This window comes from Actinomadura livida, from assembly GCF_014648675.1.
Taxonomy (GTDB): domain Bacteria; phylum Actinomycetota; class Actinomycetes; order Streptosporangiales; family Streptosporangiaceae; genus Spirillospora; species Spirillospora livida.
In genome coordinates, this window is the sequence record NZ_BMRO01000001.1 from 743,940 (window position 1) to 760,768 (window position 16,829).

The 16,829-nt window shown below is 72.6% G+C and carries 15 protein-coding genes; 11 read left to right on the forward strand and 4 right to left on the reverse strand.

The features are described 5' to 3' along the window. Positions 1-105: 105 nt before the first annotated feature. Complete coding sequence (locus IEZ03_RS03265; protein WP_184882273.1) at positions 106-684, reverse strand: HhH-GPD-type base excision DNA repair protein; 579 nt, start codon at positions 682-684, stop codon at positions 106-108. A 93-nt stretch (positions 685-777) separates the two neighbouring features. Between IEZ03_RS03265 and IEZ03_RS03270 the strand changes: the two genes are divergently transcribed. The 10 genes from IEZ03_RS03270 to IEZ03_RS03315 all read left to right on the forward strand — a co-directional run bounded on the left by IEZ03_RS03270 (position 778) and on the right by IEZ03_RS03315 (position 11,154). Beyond that, positions 778-1,482, forward strand: a complete 705-nt coding sequence (locus IEZ03_RS03270) for a molybdopterin-dependent oxidoreductase (protein ID WP_207945511.1) — start codon at positions 778-780, stop codon at positions 1,480-1,482. Beyond that, positions 1,469-2,263, forward strand: coding sequence for a cytochrome b/b6 domain-containing protein (locus tag IEZ03_RS03275; protein ID WP_184882271.1), 795 nt, complete (start codon positions 1,469-1,471; stop codon positions 2,261-2,263). Before IEZ03_RS03270 ends, IEZ03_RS03275 begins: the two co-directional genes overlap by 14 nt. A gap of 124 nt (positions 2,264-2,387) precedes the next feature. After that, positions 2,388-2,636, forward strand: coding sequence for a hypothetical protein (locus IEZ03_RS03280; RefSeq protein WP_184882269.1), 249 nt, complete (start codon positions 2,388-2,390; stop codon positions 2,634-2,636). 149 nt (positions 2,637-2,785) lie between these two features. Further along, on the forward strand, positions 2,786-4,321 hold the full coding sequence (locus tag IEZ03_RS03285; protein WP_184890452.1) for a hypothetical protein: 1,536 nt from the start codon (positions 2,786-2,788) through the stop codon (positions 4,319-4,321). 99 nt (positions 4,322-4,420) lie between these two features. Continuing rightward, positions 4,421-6,256: a TY-Chap domain-containing protein gene (locus IEZ03_RS37505; RefSeq protein ID WP_229807969.1), complete on the forward strand. Its 1,836-nt coding sequence runs from the start codon at positions 4,421-4,423 to the stop codon at positions 6,254-6,256. A 60-nt stretch (positions 6,257-6,316) separates the two neighbouring features. Next, positions 6,317-8,533 (forward strand): TY-Chap domain-containing protein, encoded by a 2,217-nt coding sequence (locus IEZ03_RS03295; protein WP_184882265.1) that lies wholly within the window; start codon positions 6,317-6,319, stop codon positions 8,531-8,533. Then, entirely contained in the window at positions 8,530-8,898 is a 369-nt protein-coding gene (locus IEZ03_RS03300; RefSeq protein ID WP_308427944.1) for a UCP033725 family protein, read from the forward strand. The genes IEZ03_RS03295 and IEZ03_RS03300 overlap by 4 nt, the downstream gene beginning before the upstream one ends. 47 nt (positions 8,899-8,945) lie before the next feature. Continuing rightward, positions 8,946-9,698: a LamB/YcsF family protein gene (locus IEZ03_RS03305; protein WP_184882263.1), complete on the forward strand. Its 753-nt coding sequence runs from the start codon at positions 8,946-8,948 to the stop codon at positions 9,696-9,698. Continuing rightward, positions 9,695-10,309, forward strand: coding sequence for a 5-oxoprolinase subunit PxpB (gene pxpB / locus IEZ03_RS03310; protein ID WP_184882261.1), 615 nt, complete (start codon positions 9,695-9,697; stop codon positions 10,307-10,309). Before IEZ03_RS03305 ends, pxpB begins: the two co-directional genes overlap by 4 nt. Then, complete coding sequence (locus IEZ03_RS03315; RefSeq protein ID WP_184882253.1) at positions 10,306-11,154, forward strand: 5-oxoprolinase subunit C family protein; 849 nt, start codon at positions 10,306-10,308, stop codon at positions 11,152-11,154. Before pxpB ends, IEZ03_RS03315 begins: the two co-directional genes overlap by 4 nt. Here IEZ03_RS03315 and IEZ03_RS03320 read toward each other — a convergent pair. Genes IEZ03_RS03320 through IEZ03_RS03330 form a run of 3 tightly spaced genes read right to left on the reverse strand, consistent with a single transcriptional unit; the run spans position 11,151 to position 15,675 of the window. Beyond that, complete coding sequence (locus tag IEZ03_RS03320; RefSeq protein ID WP_184882251.1) at positions 11,151-11,855, reverse strand: histidine phosphatase family protein; 705 nt, start codon at positions 11,853-11,855, stop codon at positions 11,151-11,153. The two genes, IEZ03_RS03315 and IEZ03_RS03320, sit on opposite strands and share 4 nt — an antisense overlap. Before the next feature lie 54 nt (positions 11,856-11,909). Beyond that, entirely contained in the window at positions 11,910-13,019 is a 1,110-nt protein-coding gene (locus tag IEZ03_RS03325) for a winged helix DNA-binding domain-containing protein (RefSeq protein ID WP_184882249.1), read from the reverse strand. 37 nt (positions 13,020-13,056) lie between these two features. Next, complete coding sequence (locus IEZ03_RS03330) at positions 13,057-15,675, reverse strand: AAA family ATPase (protein WP_184882247.1); 2,619 nt, start codon at positions 15,673-15,675, stop codon at positions 13,057-13,059. Positions 15,676-15,831: 156 nt separating this feature from the next. Between IEZ03_RS03330 and IEZ03_RS03335 the strand changes: the two genes are divergently transcribed. Further along, positions 15,832-16,740, forward strand: a complete 909-nt coding sequence (locus IEZ03_RS03335) for a haloalkane dehalogenase (protein WP_184882245.1) — start codon at positions 15,832-15,834, stop codon at positions 16,738-16,740. The last annotated feature ends 89 nt before the right edge of the window (positions 16,741-16,829 follow it).

Sequence of the window (16,829 nt, forward strand, 5' to 3'; positions counted from 1 at the left end):
ACGACAGGGCGTCAACCCGAGGGTGTTCGGGAGTGTTGGCAGGCGCCGGCCCACTGGAGCGGCCCCGAAACCGCCGTTATGCCACCGCCTCGGTCTGGGGTGAGGCTACTTGGACGATTTGGTTCCCTTTTGCTCTGCCTTAAAGGCCCGGACCTTGGCCAGGGACTCGGGGCCGGTGATATCTGCTACAGACCGGTGGGAGCCTTCTTCGCCGTATGCCCCGGCGGCCTCGCGCCAGCCCTCAGGACGGACGCCGTACTGCTTGCCCAGGAGGGCCAGGAAGATCTGTGCCTTCTGCTTGCCGAAGCCGGGGAGGGCGTGGAGGCGCTTGAACAGATCCTTGCCGCTGTCTGCGTCCAGCCAGATCTTCTCTGCGTTCCCGTCGTAGTTCTCTACTAGGAACTGGCACAGCTGCTGGATGCGCTTGGCCATCGAACCCGGGTAGCGGTGGACGGCGGGCTTCTCCGACAGCAGTGCCGCGAAGCGTTCCGGATCGTGGGCGGCTATCTCGTGCGCGTCCAGGTCGTCGGAACCGAGCCGCTGGGCGATGGTGTACGGACCGGAGAACGCCCATTCCATGGGGACCTGCTGGTCCAGGAGCATGCCGACCAGCACGGCCAGCGGGCTGCGTCCGAGCAGGTCGTCGGCTTCCGGACGCTGGGCGAGTTGAACCTTCGTGGCCATGCGCCCAGCTTAGGGCCGCCCAGATCTGTCCGAAGTCTTACGGGAATGACGGAAACCTGGCGAGGCGCGGGCCGCGGTGTTCGAATGAAAGGCGTGAACGAGGAGGACCGAACAGAAGGCAGTCCCGTCGGACGGCGGGTTGTGCTCGGGATGCTCGGCCTCGGCGCGGCGGGGGTCGCCGTGGGAGCGTCCGTCCAGGACGGCGTGAGTCGCGCCTTGGCGCCGGTGGGGCCGATCGGTGATGTCCTGCCCGCCGCCGGCGGATTCCGCTACTACTCCGTGACCGGGAGGGTGAAGCGGCGCAGCGCCGCCACGCACCGCGTGACCGTCGGCGGTCTCGTCGACAAGCCCCAGGCGTTCGGCATGGCCGACCTGGCACGGTTCCCGCAAACGGTGCTGGAGCGGGACTTCCAGTGCGTGACGGGCTGGCGCGTTCCTGACGTTGAGTGGGTTGGGGTCGTGCTGGCCGATCTGCTCGACGCGGTCGGAGTGTCGCCGAAGGCCCGTGCCGTGCAGTTCACGTCCTTCGACGGCGTCTACACCGAGTCGCTGACGCTGGAACAGGCGCGCCGCCGGGACGTCCTTGTCGCGACGCAGATGGAGGGCAAGCCGGTCACGCACGATCACGGTGGGCCGACACGGCTCTACGTGGCGCCCATGTACGGCTACAAATCGCTGAAGTGGCTCAAGGGCATCAAGCTGACCGAGGAGCTCATCCCCGGCTACTGGGAGGGCCTGGGATACGACCAGCACGCGTGGGTCGGGAAGTCGAACGGGCGTGACGATGTCCCAACATGACCCGCCCCCACCTGACCGGCCCCTAGCTGACCCGCCTCGGCACGGCGCCGTCTCGGACGGCCGGGTCCTGCTGGAGCGGTTCACCGGGGCCGAACGCCTCATCCACCACATGACCGCGCTGTGGATGCTCGTCTGCCTGGTGACCGCGGCGTTGCTGTACCTGCCGATGCTGTCCACGCTGGTGGGGCATCGGGAGCTGGTCAAGACCCTCCACGTGTGGTTCGGGTTCTCGCTGCCCGCGCCGATCGTGCTCGGTCTGATGTCGCGCGCCTTCAGGGCGGACCTCCGGCGGTTCAACAGGTTCGCACCGCACGACTGGCAATGGCTGAGGAGCGGCGACCGCAGGGTCGTGCGGTACGGGCGGGGAGTCTTTCCCGTGGGCAAGTTCAACGCGGGCCAGAAGCTGAACGCCGCGTTCACCGCGGGCGCGATCCTCGTCATGCTCGGCACGGGCGAGATCATGACCTTCCCCGGCCCGTGGGGAGACCGGTGGCGGACGGGCGCCACGTTCGTCCATGACTGGCTCTTCCTCGCCATCGCCGTGGTGACGGCGGGGCACCTGTGGCAGGCGTTCCGGGACCGGGGCGCGTTGCAGGGGATGCTGACCGGACGCGTTGACCCCGACTGGGCGGCCCGCCACCACGCGGGCTGGGCGGAGGCCGTCCGCAAATCGTCTGGCGATGTGCCAAGTTCGCAGGTCGGAAGGGCGCACGGGGATTCGGACGAGCCCTCCGCAGGGGGCAGACCAGAATTTGCCAAACGACCTCCCGGGATGTCTTGACTCTCCCGGCAAAAGCGCTGGAATGGGGAATCGAGACGGGACGAGATGGGTCGGCCCGTACAGCTCCCGTCTCGGCCGGCGGCGTCCCCGTCCGCCGGAACCCCGTGCGCGGAGGTGTGCGCAGATGCCTGCACTGGCCGATCACCGGCGCGAGACCCGCGACGCACTCACACAGCGGCTCAGCGACGAGTTCACGACTTTCCCCCGGGACGCGGTACACCGGTGCGTGGCCGACGTCCAAGCGTGCATGGCGCACCTGGGGCTCGATGCCACGCCCGCCAGAGTCGAGCGGATGGCGCGTGAGCAGCTCACCGGAATCCTGAAGTCGGAGCCGCCGTCCGGGCGCGCCCCGGCGGAAGGAGCCGACGGCTGACACGTTCCGGACTTCGGTGTCCTGGCCACCGTCCTCGCAGGATCTGAGAGGCTAGGAGGGTGAGTCCCCGCAGCCGCCACCGCTCCTCCGGGGACCCGGGCCGGGACGGATCGACGCCCCCGGACGAGGTCTCGGCGATTTTCGACGGCATGCTGCGGCATGCCCGCGAGCTGCTGGCGGTGCGCAGCCCCCTGGACGCCGAGCTCATCGTCAGCGAGATCCTCGGCTCCTGGTGGGGGCACCGCTTACCGGACGGGGACGTCGAGGAGGTCATCGGCGAAGCCCTCGTCGACTACGCGTGCGCGGCCGGGACTCCGGCCGCGCTGGCGTTGCTCACGGGCATGGCCTACATGGGCACCCCCAGGCAGGCGGCCAAGGCAGAGCGCGCGGCCCTGGAGCTGATGGAGCGCGGCGTGGCCAGGCCGGGATGGGCCGACCGCGTGGGAATGGTCGCCCCAGAGGGCTGCTACGTGTCCAGGGACGTCTTCGGCGACCAGGACTCCGTCATCTGCACCTACAGCTACGGCGGGACCGACAGGCACGCGCTGGTCATCCTGGTCGATCGCAACAAGGCGGGTGCCGTCCAGCCGAAGGGCGACGCGTTCGCCCCTGCCGGAGCCGGACGTCCGCCGGCGAGCGGGATGGTCAGGGACGCGTGGGTCTCGTCCCGGGTCGACAAGCTCCTCGACCACTGCCGCCGCGAAGGGCGCGACAACCCGCTGATGAGATTCGAGCAACTCGACCCGCGCGACACCAAGGCGCTGCTGTGGAGCGCCCTGGATCTCACTGACGGAACCGATGATCCGCCGGTGAACGAGAACTTCGGCACCTATCACGCCTTCGTCCGGGCGCGGGTGGACATCCTGCCGCCCGGCGGGCGCCTCCCCCAGCCGCCGGTGTACGGACCGGACAGGCGCGCGACGATCGCCGCGCGGTTCCTCGCCTCGGACGAGGCAGAAGGCCTGTCGGACCGCTCGGCCGCCAGCCGGTGCGCCGACCTCATCATCGACTACGGCTGCGCCCACGACTTCGGACGGCCGCTCCGCGTCAGTCCCGTCAAGAGCGAGATGTTCCTCCTCGACTGGCTGCCGAGAAAGGTTTTGCTGTCCCCGGCGGAACAGGAAGCGGTCCCGCACGTCCTGGGCGCGTGGATCCGGTGGGCGGGCAAGCGCACTGGGCTCCCCGAAGAGGGCATCAGGGCGACGCTGGACGCCCTCTGGGACGCCACCGCGAAATTCGCCGAGGCCTACCGCGACCCGTCCGCCTTCGGCCTGGACCGCGCCCTCGTCGACCGCCTGCTCCCCGACGGTGACCTGGAGGCACTGCCCCGGCGGGCGTTCGCCCTGCCGTTCCTGTCGGGGACCCACCGGCGGTCCGGGCGGCACGGAGTGATCGACCTGTCGACCTTGGATCCGGCCGACCCCGACGACCGCCGCGTCATCCTGGAGTTCGAGCATCCGGGCGCCGGCGAAGAGCACATCGAGGCGCACGAACGCCTCACGGAGCGGCTGTGGAACGGGGAGCCTCCCCAGCTGTGGGAGACCGCCCAGGCGCTCCTTGACGTCGGCTACGAGCGGCATGAGATCCTGCACCGGCTCATGGACGTCCTCGACCTTCGCGGGGACGATCCGGAGGGCCTCCGCGAGGCACTGCGTGTCCTACGTCACGAACCTCCGCCCGAGTGAACTCCTGGTTTGCGCGCGGCGTCCCCGGCGACAATCATCGGGTCTCGGGCGTGGTCTCGCGGGGGCACGGGGACCGGCCCCCGGTCGTAGGGAGTGATCTTGTTGGAGTGGTCCGAGTTCGCCCGGCGGCTGGGACGTGAGCTGGCCGGGCTCGAACGGGACACCATCCTCATCGTGCGCGAGCGCGATGAGAGCCGCCACTACGTCCAGGCGATGCGCGAGCCCGACCGGCTCTACGCCGAGGCCGTCAGCAACAACTTCCTCGAAGGGCCGCTGCTGCTCACGCTGGCCGACGAGGAGGTCATGAGCGAGGCGGGCTGGCGCCCGCCCGCCGACCCCGCGCCGCGCAACTGGTGGACGGAGCTGCCGGAGTTCGGCACGCCCGGCGGGATGCTGGCGGTCACCGAGGGGGACTTCTCCAGGCTGGCCGACGTGATGGTCACCGCGCTGCGCGACGTCCAGGGCGTCCGGCGGCCCTCCGACCTGGTGTACGAGTCGTTCCACCGGCACGGCACCGGCCTGATCGAGCTGCTCGACTTCGGCATCGACGTCGCCGACCCGGTGCGGGTGAAGGAGCGCCGCTCCTCGTCCGGCACCGCCGCCGGAGCACCCGGCACCGTCCCCGCGGGAGCCGACCCCCTGCCCGCGGGCACGCCCCCGGCCGGGTCCCCCATGCCGCCGCAGGGCCTCCCTGGCATACCCCCGAGCACGGACGCCGAATTGCTCGAACCCCGCTTGGCCGAGGCCAAGGCGAACGGCGACACCTCCGCCTACTTCCGGCTGCTGGCGAACGCCGATCTGGTGCTGCCCGCGACCGCGCCCGCCGTGGAAGACCCCGACCGCGCGGAACTGCCCACCGTCGTCATCGGCAGCGACACCTACGTCACGGTGTTCACCTCACCCGGTGCCCTCGCCCGCACCGGCGACCGGCACCCGAGCCTCTACAGGCGCACCTCCTTCGCGCAACTGGCGTCCGCCTGGCCGGACCCTGCATGGCGCCTGGCGATCAACTGGGGCCTGCCCAGCGAAGTGCTCCTGGACTCGTCCGTCGTGGCCCGCCTGCACGAGAGCCCGGAGGGCTTGCCGCCCGCCGAACAGGGCGTGCCGTCCAACCCGTACGGGACGGTCGATCCGAACGCCCTCTCTGGGCCCAACCCCGTCGCGGGAGGCTCGACCCCCGGCCTCAACGGTGCGGCCCCCTCATTCGGCGAGGGTCTGCACGACGACGTTCCCCCCGCGCCCCTCGACGACTCCCACACGGCGGTCGACCCCTTCACGGCGGCCGACCTGCAGGCGGCGCTCGACGCCGGGCCGCCCGCGCCCGGGAAGCCGCTGCCCCCGCCCGCCGACGCCCGGCCGGTCCCAGAACCGGAACCGCCCGCGCCGCAAGCTCCCGCACCGCAGATTCCCGAGCCCCAGTTTCCGGAGCCCCAGGTTCCCGAATCCCGGGCTCCCGAGCCGCAGATTCCCGAGCCCCAGGCTCCCGAATCCCAGGCTCCCGAGCCTCACCTTCCGGAGCCTCACCTTCCGGAGCCCCAGGTTCCCGCACCGCAGGTCCTCGCGCCGCAGGCGAGCGCCGAGCCAGAGCCACCAGAGCTACCGGAGCAGGGGGAGCGGCTGGAACCGGCGAAGCTCGAACCGGAGCCGAAGCCCGAACCGGAGCCACTCCAGCCCGAGCGTCTTCCGCACGAGCATGTGCAGCCCCAAGCGGAGCGCGTCCAAGAAGGGGCTGTGGCGCCCCTGGGTGCGCCTACGCGAAGGCGGTCCGTCGCCCAGCAGCAGCCCCCGGGCGTCCCGATCCGGTTGCCGCACGGCGCCCGCCTCTGGCGCTGGACCGGTGAGGGGGAAGAGACGCCCCTGGCGGTCTATGACGCCGTCGGCGGAGTCTGGACGCCGGTAAGGGCCGACGCAGTTCAGGCTCCGCGAACCGAGTGACGCGGCGTTCCGCTACCGTCGAGTACGGCCCCCGCCCACGGACGTGAGAGTGGATCCCGAGTGGACTGGAACGACTTCGCCAAACGGCTGACGCTGGAGCTCTCCCGGCTGCCGGTCACGTCGTTCCTCATCGTGCAGGGCCCCAGCGGGCTGCCCTACGCACAGGCGATGAGGGCGGAAGGCGTGCTCGACGCGGAAGCGGTCAGCAGCGCGTTCCTGCCCCGGCCGCTGGCCCCCCGGCAGGAGCGGCGGCTCAAGTCGCTCGGCTGGGAACCGCCGGACGAGGAGGAGCGCAAGAACTGGTGGCACCAGTTCACCTGGCGCGACCGCGGCGGCCGGGCCGCGGCGGAGCACCTGGAGGCGTGCGCGCTCCTCGCCGGGCTGATGGTCGGCGCGTTCCGGGACGTGTACGGCATCGAGTCGCCGCTGGAACTCGTCTACCAGGCGAGCAGGTCAGGTCCGGAGGGCGGTCCGCTGGCGCTGCCCGGCCTCGGGATCCCGCTCGCCGTCCCGGAGTCCGGGAAGCGCCAGGCGTCCGGGCGCGCCCGCCGGCCGTCCGGCTCCTCGCTGGAGACCGCCCTCACGGAGGCGCGCGAGCGCGGCGACCAGCGCGGCTACCTGGAGCTCCTCGCGCGCGCGGTCCTGTACCTGCCCGCCCCCGGCGATCCCGGGGGCGCCGAGCACCAGTTCGCGACCGCGCAGTTCGGTGACGGCACGTTCGTGCTGGCGTTCACCTCGCCCGAGGCGATGGACCGGTCCCTGCAGGGCCAGGCGGTCCACCACCGGCAGGCGTCCCTGTCGGAGCTGTCCCGCCGCTGGCCGCATCCGGAGTGGCAGCTCGCGGTCAACCCCGGCCTCCCCAGCGCCTCCTACCTGGACGCCAACGCGCTGTTCGAGCCGGAGGAGCCGCGCAAGCCCGCCGCGCCGAAGCCGCCGGCGCCGACCGACGTGCACGTCGCGGGCGCGTCGACCCGCACCCGGACGCGCGGCGTCAAGCCCGCCCGCGACGGCTCCGCCGCTCCGGCGGCGCCCAGAGCTCCGCAGAGCCCAGCACCGCCGCGCACCGAGCCCCGGGCACCGTCCGGCGTTCCCGCGACCGCACCGGCGCCCACACGCCCGCCGGGCGACGTCACGGCGCCACCTCCCCCGCAGCGGCGGCCCGAGGCGCCCGCCGCCCAGCAGGCCCCCGCCCGCCCGGCGCCTCCCGCCCGGGAGACCGCCGACGACCCGCGCGGCATGCCGGTCCACGGACGCGGCGCATCTCCGAGCGGCCCGCCGCGCGCGACGGCGAGCGGTGCGTCGAGCGGTGCCTCGAGTGCCGCGTCGAGGGCGGCGCGCGAGACGCCGGTCGACCCGCACGGCCTGCCCGTCATGCCCGCCGGCCGGCGCGAGGCCGCGGAGACGGTCCCCACCCCGCACGCGGCCCCCGTCGCGCCGCCGAGGGCCACCGCACCGAGCCGCCCTGCCCCGCCGGACGTGCCCGCAGCCCCCCGCCAGGACAAGCCTGCGGCGGCCCAGACGGCACCCACCCCGACGCAGAACAGACCCGACGCCGCGCCCGGCGTTCCTCAGCGAAGCGTCACAGCGGACGTGCCGGGAGCACCGGCCGGACCAGGGCACGGGCAGCGGACGCGCATCCAGGACATCCCCGTCGCCGGACGTGAACGCAGAAGAGACGCCGGCGACACGCGGGAGGCGCCCGCCCCGCAACGACAGCGTCCGACCGAGGCCACGGGGCCGGCCCAGAGGGGCCAGGCGCAAACCGAGGGCGTGCCCAAGGTCGTGGTGATGCAGAAGGTGGTGCGGCCAGAGCATGCCCCGCACTACCTGGAGGGCGGCTACGACCTCGTCGCCGGATACGTGCACCGGTTCCACGACGTCCGGGACCTGACCACGCCCGGCGCCTTGATCCGCGCCCTCGGGCTCATCTACGAGGGCTCCCCTTTCACGCCCATGAGCGAGGAGATCCACGTGATCCGGTGGCCGGCGGTGAAGCCGCCGCTGTTCCGGCGGCCGCTCGGCGGGATCGACGAGTGGAGCATGGGGATCATCCCCGGCGGATGGGTGATCGAGAAGGCGCCGTTCCCCGGGTCGGGGTACGCCCCCGGCGACGGCCCCGCCATCCCCGAGTTCAAGATCGAGAGCCAGCGGCTGCCGCACGGCGCCGAGCTGTACCGCATCGCCGCGGACGGCAAGGAGCGGCTGGTGGCCGGGTACGACGCCGACCTGCGCCGCTGGCTGGTGAAGCTGCCAGGCGGACCGGGAGGGCGGGCGTGAGCATCCGGCACGGCTTCTACGCGCGCTGGCGCGGCACCGAGTACGAGGCGAGCCCGGACGGTGACCGGGTGCGGCTGTACGCGTCGCGGCACACCGGCGGCTTCAAGCAGGTCACCTCCACCCGCTTCATCCACGTGGTGCCGCTGTCGGACGTGGACCACCTCCACTACGTCACGACGCACTGCACCTGGCGCGGTGAGCCTTTCGTGGTGCTGGGCGAGCACGACGGCTGGTTGCGCGTGGAGTACAGCGGCGGCAAGGCGCCGGTGGCGGAACGGCTCGGGCTGGAACTGTTCGACCGTGGCGTGTACCAGGCGTGGGCGTCCATGAACGAGGTCGAGGACGTGCACGAGGAGACCGTCTAGGGCGCCGTGGCGGGTTGAACCGGCTCGTTCGGTGATAGGTCTTAAGCATGGCGGTCATCGACATCAATGCTGACCTCGGTGAAGGGTTCGGCATTTGGGAGCTGGGTGACGACATAGCGCTGCTGGACGTGCTCACGAGCGCGAACGTGGCGTGCGGCTTCCACGCGGGCGACCCGCTGATCATGCGGCGGGTGTGCGCCGCCGCCGTCGAGCGCGGGGTGACCATCGGCGCTCAGGTGTCGTATCGGGATCTGGCCGGGTTCGGACGCCGCGAGATGGACGTGGCCGCCCCGGAGCTGACCGCCGAGATCCTCTACCAGCTCGCCGCGCTGGACGGCATAGCGCGCGCGGAGGGCGGGCGTGTGGCCTACGTCAAGCCGCACGGGGCCCTCTACAACCGGGTCGCCCGTGATCCCGTGCAGGCGCAGGCGGTCGTGGACGCCATACGGACGTACGATCCGTCGCTGCCGCTGCTGACGCTTCCCGGTTCAGCCGTGCACGACGTCGCCGAGGGGCTCACCGTCGTCAGCGAGTGCTTCGCCGATCGGGCCTACACGCCGACCGGCACGCTCTTGTCCCGCAGGGAGCCGGGGGCCGTCATCCACGACGAGGGGACGGTGGTCAGCCGGGCCGTCCAGATGGCCGTGGACGGAACCGTCGTGGCGGTGGACGGCGCCAAGGTCGCGCTGAAGGCGCGTTCGATCTGCGTGCACGGCGACACTCCGGGGGCGGCGGTTCTCGCCCGCGCCGTCCGGTCGGCGCTGTCCGACGCCGGGGTCATGCTGGAGCCGTTCGCGTGAAGGTCGTACGGGCCGGGGACGCGGCCCTGCTCGTGGAGGCCGCGGACCTCGCGACCGCGCACCGGCTGAACGCGGCCCTCCGCGACGAGCCGCTGCCCGGCGTCGTGGACGTCGTCCCAGGGGAGCGCACCGTCCTGGTGGTCGCCGAACCGGCCGCCGACCTCGGCCGTCTCGCGGAACGGCTCACGCGGCTGCGGCTGCCGGACGACGCCGGGGGCGACGCGGAGCCGGTGGAGATCCCGGTGACCTACGACGGGGCGGACCTGGACGAGGTCGCCGACCTCACCGGGCTGTCCCGCGGCGAGGTCGTCCGCCGGCACCGCGCCGCGACGTACACGGTCGCCTACCTCGGCTTCTCCCCCGGCTTCGGCTACCTGACGGGCCTGGACCCGGCGCTGCGGGTGGCGCGGCGCGCGTCGCCCCGCACGTCCGTGCCGGCCGGGTCGGTGGCGATCGCGGACCGGTACGCGGCCGTCTACCCGTCCGCCTCACCGGGCGGCTGGCGGCTGCTGGGCCGCAGCGAGCTGCGGCTCTGGGACGTGACGCGGGACCCGCCGTCGCTGCTCCGGCCGGGCATGCGCGTCCGGTTCGTTCCCCGGGAGTCGCCGTGATCGAGGTGGTCCGGCCGGGGCCGCTGGCGACCGTCCAGGATCTCGGGCGGCCCGGCCGGGCGCATCTGGGCGTCCCGTGCTCCGGCGCGGCCGACGGGCGCGCGTTCCGGCTGGCCAACCGGCTCGTGGGCAATCCCGAGGGCGCGGCGGCGGTCGAGCTCACCCTCGGCGGTGCGGCACTGCGGTTCCACCGGCACGCCTGGATCGCGGTCACCGGAGCACCGGCACCGCTCCGCATCAACGGCTCCGCGCAAGGCACACATGCCCCCGCCCATGTCCCGGACGGTGCGCTGGTCGAGTTCGGCACGCCGCCGTCGGGGCTTCGCAGCTATCTCGCCGTCCGCGGCGGCGTCGTGGTCGAGGAGGTCTTGGGGAGTCGTTCCTGCGACCTACTGTCCGGGCTCGGCCCCGCACCCCTGTCGCCCGGTGACCGACTCCCGGTCGGCCCCACCAAGGGGCTGGACGACATCACCGTGGACGTGGCGCCCGCACCCCACATGCCGGAGACCCCGGTCCTGCACATCAGGCCGGGTCCACGGGACGACTGGTTCACCGACGAGGCGATGGCCACGCTCACCTCCACGCTCTACGAGGTGTCCCCTGAGAGCAACCGCGTGGGCGTGCGGCTGGAGGGTCCGCCTCTCGTACGCGCGCGCGACGGCGAACTCGGCAGCGAGGGCATGGTCACCGGTGCGCTCCAGGTTCCGCCCAGCGGGCTGCCCATCATCTTCCTGGCGGACCACCCGACGACGGGTGGCTACCCCGTCGTCGCCGTACTCGCGTCGTCGGCCATCGCGGACGCGGCGCAGCTGCGCCCCGGCCAGCGTCTCCGCTTCCGCGTCTAGGTCAGGGGTTCGGGAGCGGACCAGTCCAGGTGGGAGATGTCGTTGAACCCGCGGACGGACGACAGCCCGCCGAGGCTCACCAGCCGGGAGATCGACGCGTTGTCCGGTGCCAGGAACGCGAACGGCCTCGATCCGGTCGCGGCGGCGAGCGCCTGCGCGATGACGCCCCCGTGGGTGAACACCGCGATCCGGCCGCCCGCGTGCGCCGTGGCGAGCCGCGCGAGGCTCTCGGCGACGCGTCGCGCGAACGCTTCGTCGTTCTCCGCCCCTGGGATGACGTCCCAGCGCTCCTCGGTGAACATCCGCTGCACCACCGGGGTGTTCTCGGCGACCATCTTGCGGAACAGCCCGCCTTCCCATTCGCCCAGGTACACCTCGCGCAGGCCAGGCTCGACGAGCGGTTCCATCCCGAGTCGGCGCGCCAGGGGCGCCGCAGTCTGCGACGTACGACGCAGGGGCGTCACGTAGAGGGCGTCGAGGTTTTCGTCGGCGAGCCGTTCACAGACCCGCTCGGCCTGTTCACGTCCCTCTGGCGCGAGGTCGGGGTCGCCGTGGCCGTCCACGAGCGGGAACGGCCGGTCGACACGGGCGGCCTCGGAGGAGCCGTGCCTGATCAGCAGGATCTCGGCGGCGCCTTCCGGGGGCCTGTACCGCTTCTGCCCGAACTCGACCGGCTCATCTCGCTCGTCTCGCTCATCCACGAACGGCACCTTAGATGAACGCTCCGGAGGTCAACGCCCCGGGACCGCCGTGGGCTACCCCTTGGAGTCCAGCAGCGCCCTGAGGCGGTCTGTCTCGTCCTTGAGCTGAGCAACGGGGATGTCCTCGAACGGCTTCACGACCACGTCACCGTCCTTGGCCTCCCACACACCCGCCACACGGCCCTCGTACAGGACGACCGGTGAGATCCAGCCCGCGGCGCGGCTCACCTCTTTGCGACGTTCCGCGGGCACCAGGTAAGTCGCGGACGTTCCGGCCCCAAGGACGTACTGGTCGAACGCACCCAGCAACCGGACGGACGTGCTGGGCTCGGTGGCCATGAGTTCGTCACGGTGCTCCCGCAGGACGTACATCTCGACACCGTCCACCTCAATGGTGGCGAGGTCGTCCTCGGCGGCGCCGAACCAGGCCCTGACGTCCTTCTTGCGATTGAGCTTGCGCATCAGCCAGTTGTCGAACATGTCGGGGGTCGCGGGCCCGTGCGCGCCCAGGAACGCCCGTATCACCGTCCTGGCGGCGTCCTCCACCGCTGGCAGGCCCGTCCAGCCGGGCAGCCAGCGCTCAGGGGCGGTGAACGTCACGCGCGTGCCCTGCGCAGGCCCGTGGCAGAGGACGCCCCACCAGGCCAGCGGCTTGAGGAGCGTGCCCCATCCGGAACCGAGGACCTCCGCGAGGTGCCGCGAGCCGGTCCGTTCGACGACGGCCGCGGTCAGCTCCTCACGGGTGAGCGCCGCGCCGCCCGCGAGAGCCTCCGTCGCCGCGCCGGCGATCGCCTCCAGGTCGGCGGGCGTGGCCCCGAACGTCTTCTGCCAGCTGGGCTTCTCCCAGTGGCGCGCGGCTCCGCACAGCACGAGGTAGGCGGCGACCTCATCGGCGGGCATGAGATGCAGCGTCCCGCGCATCGTCCACGTCTTGACGAGGCTTCGGTCATCGAACAGGGCGCGGCCCACATCGGCCCGGCCCGCCTGGGCCTGCCGTGGGCGCGCCTGCCGCACCGCGACGGCGAGTTCCGCCGCCGACGCGACCTGCGCCTGCACTCCGGCGAGGCGCCGCGCCACCTCCTCCGCCGGCTCGTCGGCGGGCCGTTCGACGAACTGCCGCCGCATCCGCCAGGCGAGCACCTGCGCCCACGTCACCGATGTCATGGTCCGATTACAGCTCATGCCGCCGACGGAGCGCCCCTCACGCCAGGCGGTGGGCGAGGTCGGCGAACGCGTCGCGGACGTCGTCGGTCGTCAGGAGCGTGAGGTCGGCGGCGGTGGCGGCGTCGCCGAGCTGCGCGGCCCGCAGCGCCCGGCACGCGCTCGCCTTCTCGTACACGGAGCGGGCGAAGCGGCCGTTGCCCAGCTCGTCGATCAGGCCGGCGCCGCAGACGCGCTGGAAGACCAGGGCGAGGTCGTCCAGGGCGCGCTCCTCCCATTGGTCGCCGCCTTCCTCGGCGATCAGCTGGGCGATGCGGAGGAGTTCGTCCGGCCCGTAGGACGGGAAGTCGACGCGCACGTCGAACCTGGAGGCGAGCCCAGGGTTCGATGACAGGAAGCGGCCCATGTCGGCCTCATAGCCGGCGAGGACGACGACGAGGCGATCCCGGTCGTCCTCGGCCCGCTTGAGCAGGGTCTGCACCGCCTCCGCACCGAACGCGTCCCCTCCGGAGTAGCCGGAATTGCTCAGCGAGTACGCCTCGTCGATGAACAGGACGCCGCCGAGCGCCGAATCGACCACCTTGTTCGTCTTCAAGGCCGTCGCACCCAGATGCTCACCGACGAGGTCGGCGCGCTGTGCCTCGACCACCTCGGGACGGGCGAGGAGCCCAGACGCGGCGAAGATGCGGCCGAGCACGCGCGCGACGGTGGTCTTGCCGGTGCCGGGCGGCCCGGTGAACACGAAGTGGCGGGTCGGCGGGCGGGTGACCAGGCCCTGCTCCTCCCTCATGCGGGCGACCTGAAGCTGCGCGGCGATCTCGCGGACCTGCCGCTTCACCGGTTCCAGCCCGATCATCGCGTCGAGGGAGCCGAGGGCCTCGTCCAGCGTCGGCGTCTCGGCGTACCCCCGGTACCGCTCGGTGACCTCGGCGAACGCGGCCTCCACGTCCTCGGCGCGCAGGGTGACCAGGTCGTCGGCGCTGGGTTCGGCGGGCCCGCCGGACGCGGCGACGGCGCCGACCACCCGCACGTCCCGGGCGCGGGCGGCGGCCTCGGTCAGCGTCCGGACGAACCGCCCGTTGCCGAGTTCGTCCACGATGCCGCGCCGTTCGATCTCCTCGAAGCGCGCGGCGAGCCGCCGCCGCGCCTCCGGATCGAGGCGGTCCTCCCGGAGCCCGGTGTGGTAGTCGGCGATCCGCAGCAGCTCCGACGGACGGTACGACGGGAAATGCACGCGCGTCCCGAACCGCGAGGCGAGGCCGGGGTTGGAGTCGAGGAACTCGGCCATCTGCGCGTCGTAGCCCGCGAGGATGATGACCAGGTTGTCGCGGTCGTCCTCGGCGCGCTTGAGCAGCGTCTGCACGGCCTCGTCACCGAACCGGTCCGGCTGCCCTTCGCCGGAGTTGGCCAGGCTGTACGCCTCGTCGATGAACAGCATCCCGCCCAGGGCGGAGTCGACGAGCCGGTTGGTCTTGATGGCCGTGGCGCCGAGGAACTCGCCGACGAGGTCGGCGCGGTGCGCCTCGACCACCGTCCGCTCGGGGAGCAGCCCGAACGCGTAGAAGATCTTGGCGAGGACGCGCGCCACGGTCGTCTTGCCCGTTCCGGACGGCCCGACGAACACGAAATGCCGCATCGGCTTCTCCGTCGGCACCCCGGCGGCCGCGCGCATGTGCGCGGCCTCGATGGACGCGGCGATGGAGCGGACCTGCCGCTTGACCGGCTCCAGCCCGATCATGCCCTCCAGCTCGGCGAGCGCCTCGGCCACGGAGATCTCCGGCACCTGCTCCCTCCGGGGCTCGGGCGGCGCGGCACGCTCGGCGGCGGCCGCGCCGACTGCCTGCGCCGCGGCGCGCTGTTCGCCGACGCGCGGTTCGGGTGCCCGCTGCTCGGGCATCGCGGGCGCGGCCGGCGGCGCGGACGCGTCGTCCTCGCCGCCGCGCCGGTCGGGCCTGCCGAAGCGGCTCCCCCGGTCCGCCTTCTCGGTCCGGTCGGGCCGGGAGCGCTTGTCGGCGCCGGACGGGCTCCTGCGCGGCCCGGCCGCGGCGTCCCCGCGCGGACCGGCCTGCTCCTGGACCCAGCCGGTCTCGTACGCCTCCGCGGGCACCGCGCGCCGCGCCTGATCCCAGCGGTAGGCGAGGACGGCGAGGGCCGCGCCCCAGCCGGGCGCCACGCTCGCCTCCGGCATCAGCTGGGCGACGGCCGCCGTCACCAGCCCGGCGGCGCCCAGGGCGAGCAGCGCGGTCCGCCACGGCGTGTATCCGCGCAGGCGGAACGCGGCCACCGCCACCGGGAGGGCGAGCACCGCCAAGAGCAGCGCGGGCTCCAGGTAGGGCGGGCGCGCCTCGTCCGGATAGAGGCCGCCCAACGGCACCGACAGCGCCGCCCAGGACGCGAGCACCGCGGCGACCGCCATCGCCGTCGGCGACCGCAGCGTCAGGTGGACGACGATGACGGCGAGCACGCTCCCGGCGGCGGCGAAGAGGATCGGGCCGTCCAGCACCACCGCGACCGTCACCGCGAGCGCGGTCAGCAGCACCCCGCCGAGGAACCGGACGCCCGGGGTGATCTGGAAGTACCTCCACCGGAGGCGCTCGAAAAGATCCCGCGCCGCGGCGTCCTTCGCCGGGCGGGAGCGCGACCTGCCGAACAAAGCCATCAGAAGCGAGTAAAGCGCAGGACCGCCCGGAACGGGACTCCCCGCGCCCGGTTCGTTGACTCCCCATGACTCGCCCGGGTGGGGGCCGGTGCGCGCCTCCGACCCGGGACCTGGAGTTTTCGTCCCGGCCGAACGATGTTCGGCATGATGGGCGGCATGCGGATCCTGCGCACGCCCGATGAGCGCTTCAGCGACCTTCCCGACTTCCCGTACGTGCCGCGCTACGCCGAGGTGCCCGCACCGGGCGGCGACGGCACGCTGCGCATGGCCTATGTGGAGACAGGGCCGTCCGACGGCCCGGTGGTCCTGTGCCTGCACGGTGAGCCGAGCTGGTCCTTCCTCTACCGGCACGTCATACCCGTCCTGGCGGACGCAGGGCTGCGGGTGGTCGCGCCCGACCTGGTGGGGTTCGGCCGGTCGGACAAGCCCGCCGAGATCAGCGACCACACCTACGCCCGCCACATCGAGTGGACGCGCTCCCTCGTGTTCGACGCCCTCGACCTCAAGGACGTGACCCTCGTCGGGCAGGACTGGGGCGGCCTCATCGGACTGCGCCTGGTGACCGCCCATCCGGAACGGTTCGCGAGGATCGTCACGGCCAACACCGGGCTCCCCACGGGCGACTTCCCGATGCCGGAGACGTGGCTGAAGTTCCGGCAGTCGGTCCGCACCGCCCCCGAGTTCGACGTCGCGCGCAGCGTGGCATCCGGGTGCCGCACCACGCTCCCCGACGACGTCCGCGCCGCCTACGACGCGCCGTTCCCCGACGAGTCGTTCAAGGCGGGCCCGCGCGCCATGCCCGGCCTCGTCCCGGCCGACCCCGACGACCCCGAGGCGCAGCCCAACCGCGACGCCTGGGACGTCCTGCGCGCGTGGGACAAGCCGTTCCTCGTGGCCTTCAGCGACCAGGACCCCATCACCGGCGCGATGGCACCGCTGTTCAAGCAGCTGATTCCAGGTGCGCAGGGCATCGAGCACCCTACGATCGAGGGCGCCGGGCATTTCCTCCAGGAGGACGCCGGAGAACGGCTCGGCCACGCGATCGCGGCGTTCATGCGTTCCTGAGCAGTCCCTCCTAAGGAGTCTCAATGAGGATGTCAAGCCGCCTGCGTGACCGGCTGGGTGGGGGTGAACAGTCGCCCGTCACGCAGCAG